At 54.3% G+C, this 15,475-nt stretch carries 12 protein-coding genes; 11 read left to right on the forward strand and 1 reads right to left on the reverse strand.

All coding sequences use genetic code 11. The annotated features are described in order from the left end of the window. The first annotated feature begins 21 nt into the window (after positions 1–21). From proV to emrB, 7 genes are all read left to right on the forward strand, one after another. The gene (proV, locus tag EHV07_RS17705) at positions 22–1,218 is read left to right on the forward strand and encodes a glycine betaine/L-proline ABC transporter ATP-binding protein ProV (protein WP_147199432.1); all 1,197 of its coding nucleotides are present in this window, start codon (positions 22–24) and stop codon (positions 1,216–1,218) included. Next, the gene (gene proW / locus EHV07_RS17710) at positions 1,215–2,390 is read left to right on the forward strand and encodes a glycine betaine/L-proline ABC transporter permease ProW (protein ID WP_147199434.1); all 1,176 of its coding nucleotides are present in this window, start codon (positions 1,215–1,217) and stop codon (positions 2,388–2,390) included. Before proV ends, proW begins: the two co-directional genes overlap by 4 nt. A 73-nt stretch (positions 2,391–2,463) precedes the next feature. Further along, the gene (gene proX, locus EHV07_RS17715; protein WP_147199436.1) at positions 2,464–3,459 is read left to right on the forward strand and encodes a glycine betaine/L-proline ABC transporter substrate-binding protein ProX; all 996 of its coding nucleotides are present in this window, start codon (positions 2,464–2,466) and stop codon (positions 3,457–3,459) included. Between the two features lie 129 nt (positions 3,460–3,588). Then, positions 3,589–4,773 (forward strand): MFS transporter, encoded by a 1,185-nt coding sequence (locus EHV07_RS17720; RefSeq protein WP_147199438.1) that lies wholly within the window; start codon positions 3,589–3,591, stop codon positions 4,771–4,773. Between the two features lie 439 nt (positions 4,774–5,212). Next, positions 5,213–5,743 carry a transcriptional repressor MprA gene (gene mprA / locus EHV07_RS17725; RefSeq protein ID WP_147199440.1) on the forward strand — a complete coding sequence of 177 codons (531 nt, stop codon included), beginning with the start codon at positions 5,213–5,215 and terminating at the stop codon, positions 5,741–5,743. Between the two features lie 143 nt (positions 5,744–5,886). Further along, entirely contained in the window at positions 5,887–7,056 is a 1,170-nt protein-coding gene (emrA, locus tag EHV07_RS17730) for a multidrug efflux MFS transporter periplasmic adaptor subunit EmrA (protein WP_147199441.1), read from the forward strand. A gap of 17 nt (positions 7,057–7,073) precedes the next feature. Further along, positions 7,074–8,609: a multidrug efflux MFS transporter permease subunit EmrB gene (gene emrB / locus EHV07_RS17735; RefSeq protein WP_147199444.1), complete on the forward strand. Its 1,536-nt coding sequence runs from the start codon at positions 7,074–7,076 to the stop codon at positions 8,607–8,609. A 49-nt stretch (positions 8,610–8,658) separates the two neighbouring features. On the opposite strand, the gene EHV07_RS17740 is transcribed toward emrB, so the two are convergent. Then, a complete protein-coding gene (locus tag EHV07_RS17740; protein WP_147199447.1) occupies positions 8,659–9,687 on the reverse strand; it encodes a tRNA/rRNA methyltransferase in 1,029 nt (342 codons plus the stop codon). 311 nt (positions 9,688–9,998) lie between these two features. Here EHV07_RS17740 and trxC point away from each other — a divergent pair, with 311 nt between their 5' ends. The 4 genes from trxC to pssA all read left to right on the forward strand — a co-directional run bounded on the left by trxC (position 9,999) and on the right by pssA (position 15,420). Beyond that, a complete protein-coding gene (gene trxC / locus EHV07_RS17745; protein WP_147199450.1) occupies positions 9,999–10,418 on the forward strand; it encodes a thioredoxin TrxC in 420 nt (139 codons plus the stop codon). Positions 10,419–10,500: 82 nt separating this feature from the next. Beyond that, positions 10,501–11,187, forward strand: a complete 687-nt coding sequence (locus EHV07_RS17750; protein ID WP_147199453.1) for a tRNA-uridine aminocarboxypropyltransferase — start codon at positions 10,501–10,503, stop codon at positions 11,185–11,187. 108 nt (positions 11,188–11,295) lie between these two features. Next, positions 11,296–13,950, forward strand: a complete 2,655-nt coding sequence (locus tag EHV07_RS17755; RefSeq protein WP_147199456.1) for a bifunctional acetate--CoA ligase family protein/GNAT family N-acetyltransferase — start codon at positions 11,296–11,298, stop codon at positions 13,948–13,950. A gap of 114 nt (positions 13,951–14,064) precedes the next feature. Beyond that, positions 14,065–15,420, forward strand: a complete 1,356-nt coding sequence (gene pssA, locus EHV07_RS17760) for a CDP-diacylglycerol--serine O-phosphatidyltransferase (protein WP_147200664.1) — start codon at positions 14,065–14,067, stop codon at positions 15,418–15,420. Positions 15,421–15,475 lie beyond the last annotated feature (55 nt).

The following is a 15,475-nucleotide window of genomic DNA, read 5'->3' on the forward strand; positions in this document are numbered from 1 at the left end:
AACCAGGAAATTACTTCGTGCATGGCTATTAAACTAGAAGTCAAAAATTTATATAAAGTTTTTGGGGAAAATCCCGATCGTGCCTTTAAGCACATTGAAAAAGGAATCAGCAAAGAAGCGCTGCTGGCGAAAACAGGACTCTCTCTTGGCGTTAAAGATGCCAGTCTGGCCATTGAAGAAGGCGAGATATTCGTGATCATGGGGCTCTCCGGTTCCGGTAAGTCCACTATGGTTCGCCTTCTCAATCGTCTGATAGAACCTACCCGCGGACAGGTAATTATTGACGGCGTCGATATTGCCAAAATATCTGACAGTGAATTACGCGAAGTCCGCCGAAATAAAATCAGCATGGTATTCCAGTCGTTTGCATTAATGCCACATATGACGGTATTAAATAATGCCGCCTTCGGCATGGAATTAGCAGGCATCCCCCTTCAGGAACGACAGGAAAAAGCGTTAGAAGCCTTACGTCAGGTAGGGCTGGATAATTATGCCCATGCTTACCCGGATGAATTATCTGGCGGTATGCGTCAGCGCGTTGGATTAGCCCGCGCGCTGGCGATAAACCCGGATATATTGTTGATGGACGAAGCCTTTTCAGCACTTGATCCGCTTATTCGTACCGAGATGCAGGATGAGCTGGTGAAGCTGCAATCACGCCACCAGCGCACCATTGTCTTTATTTCTCACGATCTGGATGAGGCAATGCGTATTGGCGATCGGATTGCCATTATGCAGGGCGGCGAAGTGGTGCAGGTCGGCACACCGGATGAGATCCTGAATAATCCGGCCAATGACTACGTGAGAACCTTCTTCCGCGGTGTTGATATCAGCCATGTCTTCAGCGCGAAAGATATTGCCCGCCGCGCTGCCGGTTCGCTGATCCGTAAAGCGCCGGGTTTTGGTCCCCGTTCAGCCATCAAGCTGCTACAGGATGCCGACCGCGAATATGGTTACGTGCTGGAAAAACAACGGTTTGTCGGCGTTGTTTCCACCGATTCGCTGAAGGCCGCGCTGGTGGCAGGGGTGGGTCTGGATCAGGCAATTTTGTCTTCTCCCGCCGCGATGCCTGCTGAGACCACGCTCAACGAACTGCTGTCACATGTCGCGCAGGCTCCCTGCGCGGTGCCGATTATCGGCGAAGATAATCAGTACGTCGGCATTATTTCCAAGGGCATGTTGCTACAGGCATTAGATCGTGAGGGCGCAGCGCAATGAGTGATACCCGCAATCCATGGCAGACCGCCGACGCCGGCAATACGTCTGCCGCTGATGCTACGCAGGCAGCGACCACCACACCGGCCAGTAGCGATCCCTGGGCGGCAGCGTCATCGGCACCCGCCGATGCTGCGCCCGCCAGTACCGCAGCGAATACAGGAACGGCCGACGCGTGGGGAGCCCCCACAGGCAGCCACGATGTCGCCGCCAGCGGCAGTGACTGGCTGAACAGCGCACCCGCGCCGCAGACAGAACACTTCAGCCTCCTCGATCCTTTTCATAAAACGCTGATCCCACTGGACAGCTGGATTACCAGCGGGATCGACTGGATCGTTTCCCATTTCCGCCCCGTTTTCCAGGGGATTCGCATCCCGGTGGATTACATTCTTAGCACCTTCCAGCATCTGCTAATGGGATTGCCCGCGCCGGTCGCGATTGTGCTGTTTGCGCTTATTGCGTGGCAGATTGCCACCCCGGCCATGGGCATCGCCACGCTGATTTCCCTGATCGTCATCGGTGCTATCGGTGCCTGGTCTCAGGCGATGGTGACGCTGGCGCTGGTGCTCACCGCCCTGCTGTTCTGTATTGTTATTGGGCTTCCGCTGGGGATCTGGCTTGCACGCAGTGAAAAAGCCGCCAAAATCATTCGCCCGATGCTGGACGCGATGCAAACCACGCCCGCCTTTGTCTACCTGGTACCTGTCGTTATGCTGTTTGGTATCGGCAACGTGCCTGGCGTAGTCGTCACAATTATCTTTGCGCTGCCGCCGGTTGTCCGTCTGACCATTCTGGGCATCAAACAGGTTCCGGCCGATTTAACAGAGGCTGCCGAGTCGTTCGGTGCCAATCCGCGCCAGATGCTGTTCAAAGTGCAGCTGCCACTGGCGATGCCCACCATTATGGCTGGTGTAAACCAGACTTTAATGCTGGCGCTGTCGATGGTGGTAATTGCCTCGATGATCGCCGTGGGCGGACTGGGGCAGATGGTTCTGCGAGGCATTGGCCGCCTGGATATGGGGCTGGCGACGGTGGGTGGCGTAGGTATCGTGATCCTCGCTATCATCCTTGACCGCCTGACTCAGTCCATGGGCCGCGACAGCCGCAGCCGTGGCGCTCGTCGCTGGTATGCAACCGGACCTTTAGGGCTGTTTACTCGTCCCTTCCGTAAATAATTCATTCTCATTTCAGGTGGCGTGCGATGCTCGCCACCCGCTCCTTCCCTCAAAATAAAAAAAGGATCTCACTATGCGTAAGACAGCATTGTTAGCCGCCGCATTCACTACGCTCTCCGTCACGCACGTTTATGCCGCGGAGCTGCCGGGGAAAGGTATTACCGTTAAACCGGTGCAAAGCACGATTACGGAAGAAACCTTTCAGACGCTGCTGGTCAGCCGCGCACTGGAGAAACTCGGCTATACCGTCGATGACCCCAGCGAAGTGGACTACAACGTCGGCTATACCTCGCTGGCTTCCGGCGACGGTACGTTTACTGCGGTAAACTGGCAGCCGCTGCATGATGATATGTATAAAGCCGCAGGGGGCGACGCGAAGTTTTTCCGTCAGGGCACTTATGTTCAGGGCGCCGCTCAGGGCTACCTTATCGATAAAAAAACCGCTGAGAAATATCACATCACCCGTATCGACCAGCTGAAAGATCCCAAGCTGGCCAGGCTGTTCGACAGCAACAATGACGGCAAAGCAGATTTGACCGGCTGTACGCCAGGCTGGGGATGTGAAGCGGTGATCAACCATCAGATCCAGGCCTATGGCCTGAGCAATACGGTTGAACATAACCAGGGTAACTACTCGGCCATGATCGCCGATACCCTTACGCGCTTTAAAGAAGGTAAACCCATCCTTTATTACACCTGGACCCCGTACTGGGTAAGTGACGTGCTGGTGCCGGGCCGCGATGTTGTATGGTTACAGGTGCCTTTCTCTGCGATGCCGGGCGCGCAGAAAGAGATGGAGACCAAACTGCCGAACGGCGCTAACTATGGCTTCCCGGTAAATACCATGCATATTGTGGCGAACAAAGCCTGGACGGAGAAAAACCCTGCGGCCGCGAAACTGTTTTCCGAGATGAAATTACCGATTGCGGACATTAATGCCCAGAATTCTCGTATGCATCAGGGACAGTCCAGCGAAGCGGATATTAATGCTCACGTCGATGGCTGGATTAACGCGCACCAGGCGGTATTTGACGGCTGGATCAAGGATGCGCTGGCTGCCGCCCACTAATTTACTGACACGATAAAGGGCAGCGATGTCCTTTATGTCACTGGTAAGCTTTGTTAATTATCCTGTGAGTGAAATAATTTTTTAGGTTACTATTCGTCTAACAGTCTTTTAACAACCTTGACGATTAAAATGAAATCCCCTCAGCCCGGACTTAGCCCTGCCCTTGTTGCCCTGATGTCTTTAGCAACCGGTCTCTCTGTCGCCTGTAATTATTATGTTCAGCCTCTGCTTGAAACCGTTGCCAGAACCTTTGCGCTCTCGGTCAATCAGGCCGGTTTTATCGTGACGACAGCGCAGCTGGGTTATGCCGCAGGCTTGCTGCTGCTGGTGCCGCTTGGCGATATGCTGGAGCGACGCGGGCTGATTGTCGTGATGAGCTTACTGGCTGCGGGTGGCATGGTGATCACGGCTCTTTCACCGACGCTGCCGCTTATGCTGCTCGGTACCGCTTTAACCGGTCTTTTTTCCGTTGTGGCACAGCTTTTAGTGCCGCTGGCGGCCACGCTGGCCGCACCGGAAAAGCGCGGCAAAGTTGTCGGCACGGTAATGAGCGGCCTGCTGCTGGGGATCCTGCTGGCCCGTACCGTTGCAGGTGGTCTGGCGCAGCTTGGCGGCTGGCGCACCGTTTACTGGGTCGCCAGTGTGTTGATGGTAATGATGGCGCTGGCACTGTGGCGTTATCTGCCGCGCTATCAGCAATCAGTAAAGCTTAACTATGGTCAGCTGCTACGTTCCATCTTCAGCCTCTATTCGACCACCCCAATATTACGCAGTCGTGCCGTAACCGGCTGCCTGGCCTTTGCGAATTTCAGCATCCTCTGGACCTCAATGGCCTTTCTGCTGGCATCGGAACCTTATGGTTACTCCGAGGGTGAAATCGGTCTGCTGGGTCTGGTTGGGGCAGCTGGCGCGCTGGCGGCGCGTCAGGCTGGCTCACTGGCGGACAAAGGCAAAGCCCGTTTAACCACCATCGCCGGCCTGATTATCATGCTGGTTTCCTGGGGGATTACCGCGCTGGGGAGCCATTCGCTGATTGCGCTAATCATTGGCATTATCCTGCTGGATCTGGCCGTACAGGGTGTTCATATTACCAATCAGAGCGTAATTTATCGTTCAATGCCCGAAGCCCGTAACCGCCTGACTGCCGGTTATATGACCAGTTACTTTGTTGGTGGCGCAGCCGGTTCACTCATTTCGGCAACAGCATTTCAACATGCGGGCTGGTATGGCGTTTGCGCAGCAGGCGCTTTCATCACCGTGCTTAATCTGTTGAGCTGGTGGCAGGGATCGCGCTTTGAGGCGCACACTCCTTAGCCTGACGGCATCAGATTGCGTAAATTTCAGCGCCAGCGGCCTGTTAAGCGTTTACACAGTCTGGTATGGTTAGCAATGCACTTATTCATATGTGTTATTTTTTCTCGCGAAACTATTAAATTTTGAACTGTACCAAATTAGTAAGCCTTGTTATGCAGCGTGCGGGTCGCGGGCATCATTTAACATTTCCGTGCTTCACTCTCGCAGGCTGATAAAAATTTCCGGCTTTTGTCGGCTTTGGCCTGGCCTCAGCGTTCGGGCTTTACAGGTTAAAAACCTGCAGCATCCTTTTCAATGCTGCACATCGCCCTGGGTTATGGAGTGACCTGGAAATTACTGATGGTGTTCCCGGTTTTGCGAGCGTGCTCGCACCGGCAGGAATGACCCTTTACTATCGCCGTCGTTACAATACCAGTTGCAACTAATGAGGTTCCCCCAGATGGAAAGTTCGTTTACCCCCATTGAACAGATGCTAAATTTTCGCGCTAATCGTCAGAAAGACTTCCCACTACAGGAAATCATGCTGACGCGGCTGTGCATGCACATGCAGAGCAAGCTGCTGGAAAACCGCAACAAAATGCTCAAGGCTCAGGGGATTAACGAGACGTTATTCATGGCATTAATCACGCTGGATGCGCAGGAAAATCACAGTATTCAACCTTCCGAGCTGAGTTCCGCGCTGGGTTCATCCCGCACGAATGCAACCCGCATCGCCGACGAGCTGGAAAAACGTGGCTGGATTGAGCGCCGTGAAAGCGATAACGATCGTCGCTGTCTGCATTTACACCTGACTGAAAAAGGCAACGAGTTCCTGCGCCAGCTGCTGCCGCCTCAGCATCAGTCTTTGCAGCTGCTGTGGTCTGCCCTGAGCCTTTCAGAAAAAAGCCAGCTGGAAGGGATCACCCGCAAGCTTTTGAATCGTCTTGATAAGATGGACGAAGAAGAGGCTGCAACCGCCCTTTCTCGCTAAAAATTTCTGTAATAGCATATTGTGCGACACCCTGCCTGCCAGTAACCGCTATTTTAGTCCGCTTATTAACTTATGCCAGCTCACTGCTGGCATTTTAGATCCGTGCAAACAGCCGGATTGCCATGGAAAACGTGGAGAAAACCATGAGTGCAAATGCGGAGATGCAACAGCCGCAGCCAGCGAATAAAAAGAATAAACGCAAAGGTGCGTTACTTTTATTAGCCGTGTTGTTCGTAGTGATTGGGGTTGCCTGGCTGGTTTACTGGTTCCTTGTGTTACGTCATTACCAGGAAACCGATGATGCTTATGTTGCAGGCAACCAGGTGCAGGTGATGGCGCAGGTATCTGGCAGCGTCAACAAAGTCGCGTTTGATGACACGGACTACGTCAAAAAAGGGGATGTGCTGGTTACGCTGGATAAAACCGATGCTGAGCAGGCCTTTGAAAAGGCGCAAACCGCACTGGCCACCAGCGTGCGACAGACTCATCAGCTCATTATCAATGGCAAACAGTATCAGGCGACCATTGAGCTGCAAAAAACGGCGCTGGTGCAGGCTCAGGCCGATCTGAAACGTCGTGAACCGCTAGGCGCGGCGAACCTGATTGGTCGTGAAGATCTCCAGCATGCTCGTGATGCTGTTGCTACCGCTCAGGCCCAGCTCGATGTCGCCGTCCAGCAATACAATGCTAACCAGGCGATGATCCTGAATACCTCGCTGGAAAATCAGCCTGCGGTCAAACAGAGCGCCGCCGAATTGCGCGACGCCTGGCTGGCGTTACAGCGTACCGATGTGGTCAGCCCTATCAATGGCTACGTTTCGCGTCGCAGCGTTCAGGTCGGGTCACAAATTTCGACTTCCACACCTTTGCTGGCCATCGTTCCGGCCGACAACCTGTGGGTAGACGCTAACTTTAAAGAAACCCAGTTGGCGAAAGTGCGTATTGGTCAGCCCGCTACCGTCATCAGCGATATTTATGGCGACGACGTGGTTTATCACGGCAAGGTCGTCGGTCTGGATATGGGCACAGGCAGCGCGTTCTCCCTGCTCCCCGCACAGAATGCCACGGGAAACTGGATCAAAGTCGTGCAGCGCCTGCCGGTACGTATTGAACTGGATCCGCAGGAAGTAGCGAAGCATCCTCTGCGCATTGGTCTTTCCACGCTGGTTAGCGTCGATACGGATAATCTTGAGGGCGGCGTACTCGCCACCAGCGTACGGTCAACACCTGCCTATGAAAGTAATGCGCTGGCGCTGGATTTAGCTCCGGTTAACCAGCTGATTGCCGATATTATTCATGCCAATGCGGGCTAAGAAAGCGGGAGGCTGCTATGGCACGACAACCGCTTGAAGGAACCCCACTGGTTCTGATGACCATCGCGCTGTCGCTGGCGACGTTTATGCAGGTGCTGGATTCGACTATCGCTAACGTAGCGATCCCAACCATCGCGGGAAATCTGGGCGCGTCCAACTCTCAGGGAACCTGGGTCATCACCTCGTTTGGCGTCGCTAACGCCATTTCGATTCCGATCACCGGCTGGCTGGCTAAGCGCGTCGGCGAGGTGAAACTGTTCCTGTGGTCAACGGCAGCTTTTGCGGTGGCATCATGGCTGTGCGGGATCTCCAACAGTTTGGGCATGCTGATTTTCTTCCGCGTGATTCAGGGGCTGGTTGCCGGCCCGCTAATCCCGCTGTCACAAAGCCTGCTGCTCAGTAACTATCCTCCTGCAAAACGCAGCATTGCCCTGTCCCTTTGGGCGATGACGGTGATCGTTGCGCCGATTTGCGGCCCGATTCTGGGCGGCTGGATTAGCGATAACTATCACTGGGGCTGGATCTTCTTTATCAACGTTCCTATCGGTGCCGCAGTCGTTATGCTAACGCTGAAGACGCTGCGCAACCGCGAGACGGCAACGGCCATTCGCCCTATTGATACCGTCGGGCTGGTGTTGCTGGTGGTGGGCATCGGCTGTCTGCAAATGATGCTGGATCGCGGTAAGGAGCTGGACTGGTTCAGCTCGCCGGAGATTTTGACCCTGACGATTGTCGCCGTGATAGCGCTGTTGGTGCTGCTGGTATGGGAGTTGACCGACGAACATCCGATTATCGATCTGTCGCTGTTTAAGTCGAGAAACTTTACGATCGGCTGCCTGTCGATCAGCCTCGCTTATATGCTCTACTTCGGCTCCATCGTGTTGCTGCCGCAGCTGTTGCAGGAAGTGTATGGTTATACGGCGACCTGGGCAGGGCTGGCTTCCGCGCCGGTAGGGATTTTGCCGGTCATCCTCTCGCCGATAATCGGTCGTTTTGCACATAAGCTTGATATGCGCAGGCTGGTAACGTTCAGCTTTATTATGTACGCGGTTTGTTTTTACTGGCGTGCGTATACGTTTGAGCCCGGCATGGATTTTGGCGCATCGGCCTGGCCGCAGTTTATTCAGGGTTTTGCCGTGGCCTGCTTCTTTATGCCGCTCACCACGATTACGCTGTCGGGCCTGCCGCCTGAGCGTCTGGCCGCCGCGTCGAGCCTGTCAAACTTTACGCGAACGCTGGCTGGTTCAATCGGCACGTCGATTACCACCACTCTGTGGACCGATCGGGAAGCACTACACCACAGCCATCTTACTGAGTCAGTGAACGCTTACAACTTCAATTCGCAGGAGATGTACAGCAAGCTGGAACAGATGGGAATGACTCACGATCAGGCTTCCGGCTGGATTGCACAGCAGATTACTAATCAGGGGCTGATTATCTCTGCCAACGAGATCTTCTGGGCCTCGGCCGGGGTATTTCTCTTCCTGCTGATCCTGGTCTGGTTTGCCCGTCCGCCGTTTGGCGCAGGCGGTGGTGGTGGTGGCGCACACTGATTTTAGCCATAAAAAAACGGGCCACGAGGCCCGTTTGTTTTGCAATGGCTTAGGCGTTTTGACGCCACCATTCTGCAAGCAGAATGCCGGTTGCAACGGAAACGTTAAGACTTTCAACATTTCCCGTACCGCCGATGGAGACGCTCATATCTCCCTGCTCCAGCGTGCTGTCGGACAGACCTTCACGCTCCTGACCCAACACCAGCACCATTTTAGCCGGCAATGCTGCCTGCGCCAGTGGCGTTCCCTGGTGACTGGACGTTGTGACAATGGTGTAACCCGCCTTACGGAACGCATCCAGACCCGAAGCGAAGCTCTCGCCGCTGATCGCCTGGACGTGTTCGGCACCGCCTTCCGCCGTACGCACTGCTGCGCCAGACTCCAGCAGGGAAGCATCCTGTACCAGCACGCCTTTCGCACCGAAATGCGCACAGCTGCGCATGATGCCGCCCAGGTTGTGAGGATTACCAATATCTTCCAGCGCCAGCACGCAGTCTTTCTGAGCCGCTTTTGACAGCCACTCACCAACCGGCATACCGACGCGTTTTTTGATCAGGAAGCAAACGCCACCGTGATGCTCAGTCCCGGAAGCTTTAGCCAGTTCGGCCTCGTCTACCACGTGATAAGCTTTACGGTTGGCCGCCATCCATTTCAGCGCTTCGCGGAAGCGCGGCGTGACGCTCTGGATAAACCAGGCGCGCACGATGCAGTCCGGACGGCTCTGGAACAGTGCCTGACAGGCGTTCTCGCCATAGACGCGTGTTTCTTCATTACGCTGACGACGGATTTGCTCCGGATCGACATAACTTTTCCCGCTGATACCGCCATGATCTGGCTTGTTATCATCGGTTGCAGACGGCGCGCGTGAAACCGTACGCCATGGTGAATCGCTCACTGCGTCGCGATCGCGCCCGCCACGCGGCTTGCTGTCTGCATTACGTGAAGGACGACGACTGCCATCCTGACGAGGTCCACCCTTACCGGTACGGGGATTAGCCCCGCGCTTGTCACTCTCGTCATCACCGCGGACATACATCACTTTGACTTTACCGCTTTTACCTTTAAATTCGTCGTTCATTTTCCCTCCACCTGGCTGAGCGCGAAGCGCGCAGATTACCTGATGTGGCTGCGCTTAGCTATCAACTTCCAATAAAAGCACGCAATGGGTATTTTTCATCGCGATGCCCGTACGCTTGCGGTTGTAAAACCATCGTTTACAACGTGATGTGGTACGGCGTATCAGCCAATGCTTTCAGATGCGCTGTTACCTATCGTACCCATTGGACAAATCTCTTTGTTGCCAGCCGCAAGGACAACCATAATTATCGCTACTTTATCCAGGAATGCGGTAAGTAAATACTTACCCCCTATTATTACTGAGGTGTCCCAATGAATACGGTTTGTGCTTCATGCCAGGCGACCAACCGCGTTCCGCCAGAACGTATGGCTGACGGTGCGAAATGCGGCCGCTGCGGCAGCGAGCTGTTCAACGGTGAAGTGGTCAATGCCACCGCCGCGACGCTCGATAAATACTTGCAGGACGATCTGCCGGTTGTTATTGATTTCTGGGCGCCATGGTGCGGCCCGTGCGTCAACTTCGCGCCAGTTTATAAAGATGTGGCCAGCGAGCGCAGCGGTAAAGTTCGCTTCCTTAAGGTCAATACCGAAGCAGAACCTGAGCTGAGTGCCCGTTTCCGCATTCGCAGTATTCCCACTATTATGGTCTTTAAACAGGGCCAGACGGTGGACATCCTTAGCGGCGCAATGCCGAAAGCGCCCTTTAATGAATGGCTGAACGAAAATATCTAAAACTCCGGTGGTCAGTGCTGACTGACCACTACTGTTTTTTGCCGGATTCTGCCAGAATAGCGTTTTCCCCAGATTATTATTCATGACTGAAAACGCTGTTCTTCGTCTGCGCGCCGAGCGTCTTGCGCGAGCGACCCGTCCTTTTCTCGCCCGTGGCAATCGAATTGCTCGCTGCCAGCGCTGCCTTTTACCCCAGAAAAATTGCCTGTGCGCCACGCTACAACCCGTTGAAGCACGCAGCCGTTTCTGCCTGGTCATGTTTGATTCAGAACCCATGAAACCCAGCAACACCGGCCGCCTGATTGCCGATATCCTGCCGGATACTCAGGCCTTTGGCTGGTCACGAACCGAGCCGGAACCGGCTCTGCTGGCGGCAGTCAGTCATCCTGACGTCCAGCCGCTGGTGGTGTTCCCGGAATCCTATGCCGATGCGGACCGCCCTGTTGTTAACGCGCCGCCGCTGAGCGGTAAGCCGCCGCTTTTTATTATGCTGGATGGTACCTGGACGGAAGCGCGGAAAATGTTTCGCAAGAGCCCCTGGCTGGATAAGCTGCCGGTGATGTCACTGACGCTCACCAAACCCTCAAATTATCAGCTGCGAGAGGCTCACGCTGAAGGTCAACACTGTACGGCCGAAGTCGCCGCCGAGCTGCTGTTACAGGCTGGAGATGTTGCCGCCGGGAACGCGCTCTTCCAGCATTTTGACCTGTTTCGCCAGCGCTATCTGGCCGGTAAGCCTCACCATCCCCTGCATCAGCAGGTTGAATAAAACGCCGGGCCAGGCATCACGGCACTGCCGATAATATCGACTGTGCCGCAGCGTTGAGCTGAAGATACGTTTAGAATCAAAGATAACTTTTCGTATCGGGAGCTTAAGATGAGTCAACGAGGACTGGAGGCGCTGCTACGTCCTAAATCGATTGCGGTGATTGGCGCTTCAGTACGTCCTGAACGTGCAGGTCATCTGATGATGCGCAATCTGCTGGCGGGGGGATTCAACGGGCCGGTTTTGCCTGTCACCCCTAAATATAAAGCGGTGTGCGGCGTGTTGGCATGGCCTGATATTGCCAGCCTGCCTTTTTCACCCGATCTTGCCATCATCTGCACTCATAGCCGTCACAACCTGGCACTGCTGCGCGCGCTGGGCGAACGGGGCTGTAGAGCCTGCATCATTCTTTCCTCGCCCGCCAGCCAGCATGACGTGTTGAAACAGTGCGCCAGCGAATGGCAAATCCGTTTGCTCGGGCCAAACAGTTTGGGCCTGCTCGCGCCCTGGCAAGGGTTGAACGCCAGCTTTTCTCCGGTACCCATCGCGAAAGGCAAGCTGGCGTTTGTCTCACAGTCTGCCGCCGTCTCGAATACGATCCTCGACTGGGCACAACAGCGCCAGCTGGGCTTCTCCTGGTTTATCGCGCTGGGTGACAGTTTGGACATTGATGCCGATGACCTGCTCGATTTCCTTGCGCGCGATGGCAAAACCAGCGCCATCTTGCTCTACCTTGAACATCTGAGCGACGCCCGGCGCTTTGTTTCTGCCGCACGCAGCGCTGCCAGAAATAAACCGATTCTTATCATCAAAAGCGGCCGCAGTCAGCAGGCACAGCGGCTGTTGAAAACTCAGGGCGGATCGGATGCGGCCTGGGATGCCGCTATCCAGCGTGCTGGCCTGCTGCGGGTGCAGGATACCCACGAGCTGTTTTCGGCAGTGGAAACGCTGAATCATATGCGGCCGCTGCGTGGCGAGCGACTGATGATAGTGAGTAACGGTGCGGCGCCAGCCGCGCTGGCGCTGGATGCGCTTGAGGCTCGCAATGGCAAGCTGGCTGTACCGAGCGAGAACCTGCTGGCAGATTTGCAAAACCTTCTGCCAGATGAAATTACTGCCGGTAATCCGCTGGATTTAAAAGATGATGCGACCATCGAACGTTATTTACTTACGGTATCGCGCCTGCTCGACAGTCAGGATCTTGATGCGTTGATGATCATTCATGCGCCAAGCGCCGTTGCGCCGGCAACGTTAACTGCCCAGCGCCTGATTGAACTCATCGCTTCCCATCCACGCGGTAAACAAATTACCTTGCTGACCAACTGGTGTGGTGAGTTTTCATCACTTGATGCCCGCAGGCATTTTAGCGATGCCGGTCTTCCCACTTATCGCACCCCCGAAGGCACAATAACGGCTTTTATGCATAGCGTGGAATATCGCCGTAACCAGAAGCAGCTGCGCGAAACGCCCGCCCTGCCAGCCGATTTAATAAATAACACAACTGAAGCCCATCAGCTTATTCAGCAAGCGCTGCATGCTGGCAGTACTACGCTCGATACTCACGAAGTACAGGATATTTTACGGGCTTACGGGCTGAATACGCTACCGACATGGATCGCCAGCGACAGCGTAGAGGCCGTGCATATCGCCGAACAGATTGGTTATCCGGTAGCGCTTAAGCTGCGTTCCCCGGACATTCCGCACAAGTCTGACGTTCAGGGCGTAATGCTCTACCTTCGCACCGCCAGCGAAGTGCAACAGGCCGCAGAGGCGATTATAGATCGTGTCAGGCAGGCCTGGCCTCAGGCCCAAATTGATGGTCTGCTGGTTCAAAGCATGGCTAACCGTGCCGGTGCACAGGAGTTAAGAGTCGTGATGGAGCACGATCCCGTTTTTGGACCGATGATTATGTTGGGAGAAGGCGGCATTGAATGGCAGGCCGATAGGCAGGCGGTTGTGGCGCTGCCGCCACTCAATATGACGCTGGCGCGCTATCTGGTTATTCAGGCAATCAAAAGCGGCAAAATTCGTGGCCGCAGCGCGCTTCGCCCGTTGGATATCACGGCGCTGAGCAACGTGCTGGTGCAGGTTTCAACGCTGGTTATCGACTGCCCGGAGGTACAACGGCTGGATATTCACCCCCTGCTGGCCGCCGGAACCGAGTTTTCGCTGCTGGATGTGACTATGCAACTGGCGCCATTCAGCGGCGATGCGGAAAGCCGTCTGGCTATTCGCCCCTATCCCCACATGCTGGAAGAAAGTATTGAATTAAAGAACGGTCAACATTGCCTGTTTCGACCGATTCTTCCGGAAGACGAACCCCTGTTGCAGCAGTTTATTGCCCAGGTGACGAAGGAGGATCTCTACTATCGCTACTTCAGTGAGATCAACGAGTTTACGCATGATGATTTGGCTAACATGACGCAAATCGACTACGATCGAGAAATGGCTATTGTGGCTATACGCCAGCACAACGGTGCCGATGAGATTATTGGCGTAACGCGCGCCGTTTCGGATGCTGACAATATTGATGCCGAATTTTCGGTGCTGGTGCGCTCCGATCTTAAAGGACTTGGCCTTGGCCGGCGACTCCTCGAAAAGATGATTAGCTATACCCGCCAACACGGGTTACAGCAGCTCAACGGCATTACTATGCCGGGAAACCGCGGCATGATTACCCTGGCGCGCAAACTGGGCTTCGCGGTTGATGTACAGCTGGAAGACGGTATCGTAGGCCTTTCCCTCAGGCTGGGTACAAGCGGTTAATGTCTGGAAACGTAAAACTGCCCACCTCAACGCTAAGTAATGGTAACATTAGCGGTTATGGTGATGATTTTATGGCGAAAGGCCATTCTATGAACAGAGAAGAAACGCACTGTGATGCTGTCTAAATTCAAACGTAATAAACACCAACAGCACCTTGCGCAACTGCCAAAACTGTCTCAGTCGGTTGCTGATTTCACCACGCTGTATTCGCCCGCAGATTTTCGACAAACGCTGCTGGAAAAAATAGCGGCTGCCACGCGGCGCATCTGCATTGTGGCACTTTATCTTGAAAATGATGATGGTGGACGCAGCATCCTGTCCGCGCTTTATGAAGCGAGACGCATCCGGCCCGAGCTGGATATTAGAATCCTTGTCGACTGGCACCGTGCTCAGCGTGGTCGTATTGGCGCAGCGAAAGGCGTGACCAACGCCGACTGGTATTGCGAAATGGCCGATCGCTATCCCGATCTCGCTATTCACGTCTATGGCGTGCCGGTTAACACACGCGAGGCACTGGGCGTTTTACATCTTAAAGGCTCGGTTATTGACGATACCGTCCTCTATACCGGTGCCAGCCTGAATGATGTTTATCTGCATCAGCATGACAAATATCGCTATGATCGCTACCAGCTGATTACCAATCCGACGCTGGCCGATACCTTTATGAACTGGATCGATACCAATCTGATTCAGGCTGAGGCCGTCCACCGTCTCGATCAGCATGAACGCCCAAAAAGCCCGGAGATTAAAAACGAAACCCGCCAGTTCCGTCAGGAGCTGCGTGGCTTCGATTATGAATTTGTCGGCGACGCCAATAACGAAGAGCTGGCGGTGACGCCGCTGGTTGGCCTCGGCAAGCGCAGCCTGCTAAATAAAACTATTTATCACCTGATGCCCTGTGCCGAGCAAAAGCTGACGCTCTGCACACCCTATTTTAATCTGCCGGCTATTCTGGTTCGTAATATTATCTGGCTGCTGCGACAGGGCAAAGACGTTGAAATCATCGTGGGAGATAAAACCGCGAATGACTTCTATATTCCGCAAGATCAACCCTTCAAAATCATCGGGGCTCTGCCCTATCTGTATGAAATTAATTTGAGGCGTTTTCTCAGTCGCCTGCAATATTATGTCACCAGTGGGCAACTGACGGTGAGATTATGGAAAGACAGGGAAAACAGCTATCACCTGAAAGGTATGTGGGTGGATGATGAATGGATGCTGATTACCGGAAATAACCTGAACCCGCGCGCCTGGCGTCTTGATTTAGAAAATGCCGTGCTGATCCACGATCCCCTTCAGCAATTAGCCGCACAGCGAGAAAAAGAGCTGGCTCTGATCCGTGAGCATACTACGGTAGTCCAGCACTTCCGCGATCTGGAAAGTATTGCTGATTACCCGGTTAAAGTGAGAAAACTGATCCGCCGCCTGCGTCGCATCCGTATCGACAGGCTTATCAGCCGTATTTTATAAGTTAGCTATCCTTATTAAGCCCTGTCATCGTACAGGGCTTTTTTACAGGAGCAGG

This window comes from Pantoea sp. CCBC3-3-1, assembly GCF_007981265.1.
Classification (GTDB): domain Bacteria; phylum Pseudomonadota; class Gammaproteobacteria; order Enterobacterales; family Enterobacteriaceae; genus Erwinia.

Coding starts and splice junctions, on each gene's coding strand:
- emrA (WP_147199441.1), top strand. CDS start 5,887: ATGAGTGCAAATGCGGAGATGCAACAGCCGCAGCCAGCGAATAAAAAG.
- EHV07_RS17750 (WP_147199453.1), top strand. CDS start 10,501: ATGACTGAAAACGCTGTTCTTCGTCTGCGCGCCGAGCGTCTTGCGCGA.
- trxC (WP_147199450.1), top strand. CDS start 9,999: ATGAATACGGTTTGTGCTTCATGCCAGGCGACCAACCGCGTTCCGCCA.
- EHV07_RS17755 (WP_147199456.1), top strand. CDS start 11,296: ATGAGTCAACGAGGACTGGAGGCGCTGCTACGTCCTAAATCGATTGCG.
- mprA (WP_147199440.1), top strand. CDS start 5,213: ATGGAAAGTTCGTTTACCCCCATTGAACAGATGCTAAATTTTCGCGCT.
- EHV07_RS17720 (WP_147199438.1), top strand. CDS start 3,589: ATGAAATCCCCTCAGCCCGGACTTAGCCCTGCCCTTGTTGCCCTGATG.
- EHV07_RS17740 (WP_147199447.1), bottom strand. CDS start 9,687: ATGAACGACGAATTTAAAGGTAAAAGCGGTAAAGTCAAAGTGATGTAT.
- proV (WP_147199432.1), top strand. CDS start 22: ATGGCTATTAAACTAGAAGTCAAAAATTTATATAAAGTTTTTGGGGAA.
- proW (WP_147199434.1), top strand. CDS start 1,215: ATGAGTGATACCCGCAATCCATGGCAGACCGCCGACGCCGGCAATACG.
- emrB (WP_147199444.1), top strand. CDS start 7,074: ATGGCACGACAACCGCTTGAAGGAACCCCACTGGTTCTGATGACCATC.
- pssA (WP_147200664.1), top strand. CDS start 14,065: ATGCTGTCTAAATTCAAACGTAATAAACACCAACAGCACCTTGCGCAA.
- proX (WP_147199436.1), top strand. CDS start 2,464: ATGCGTAAGACAGCATTGTTAGCCGCCGCATTCACTACGCTCTCCGTC.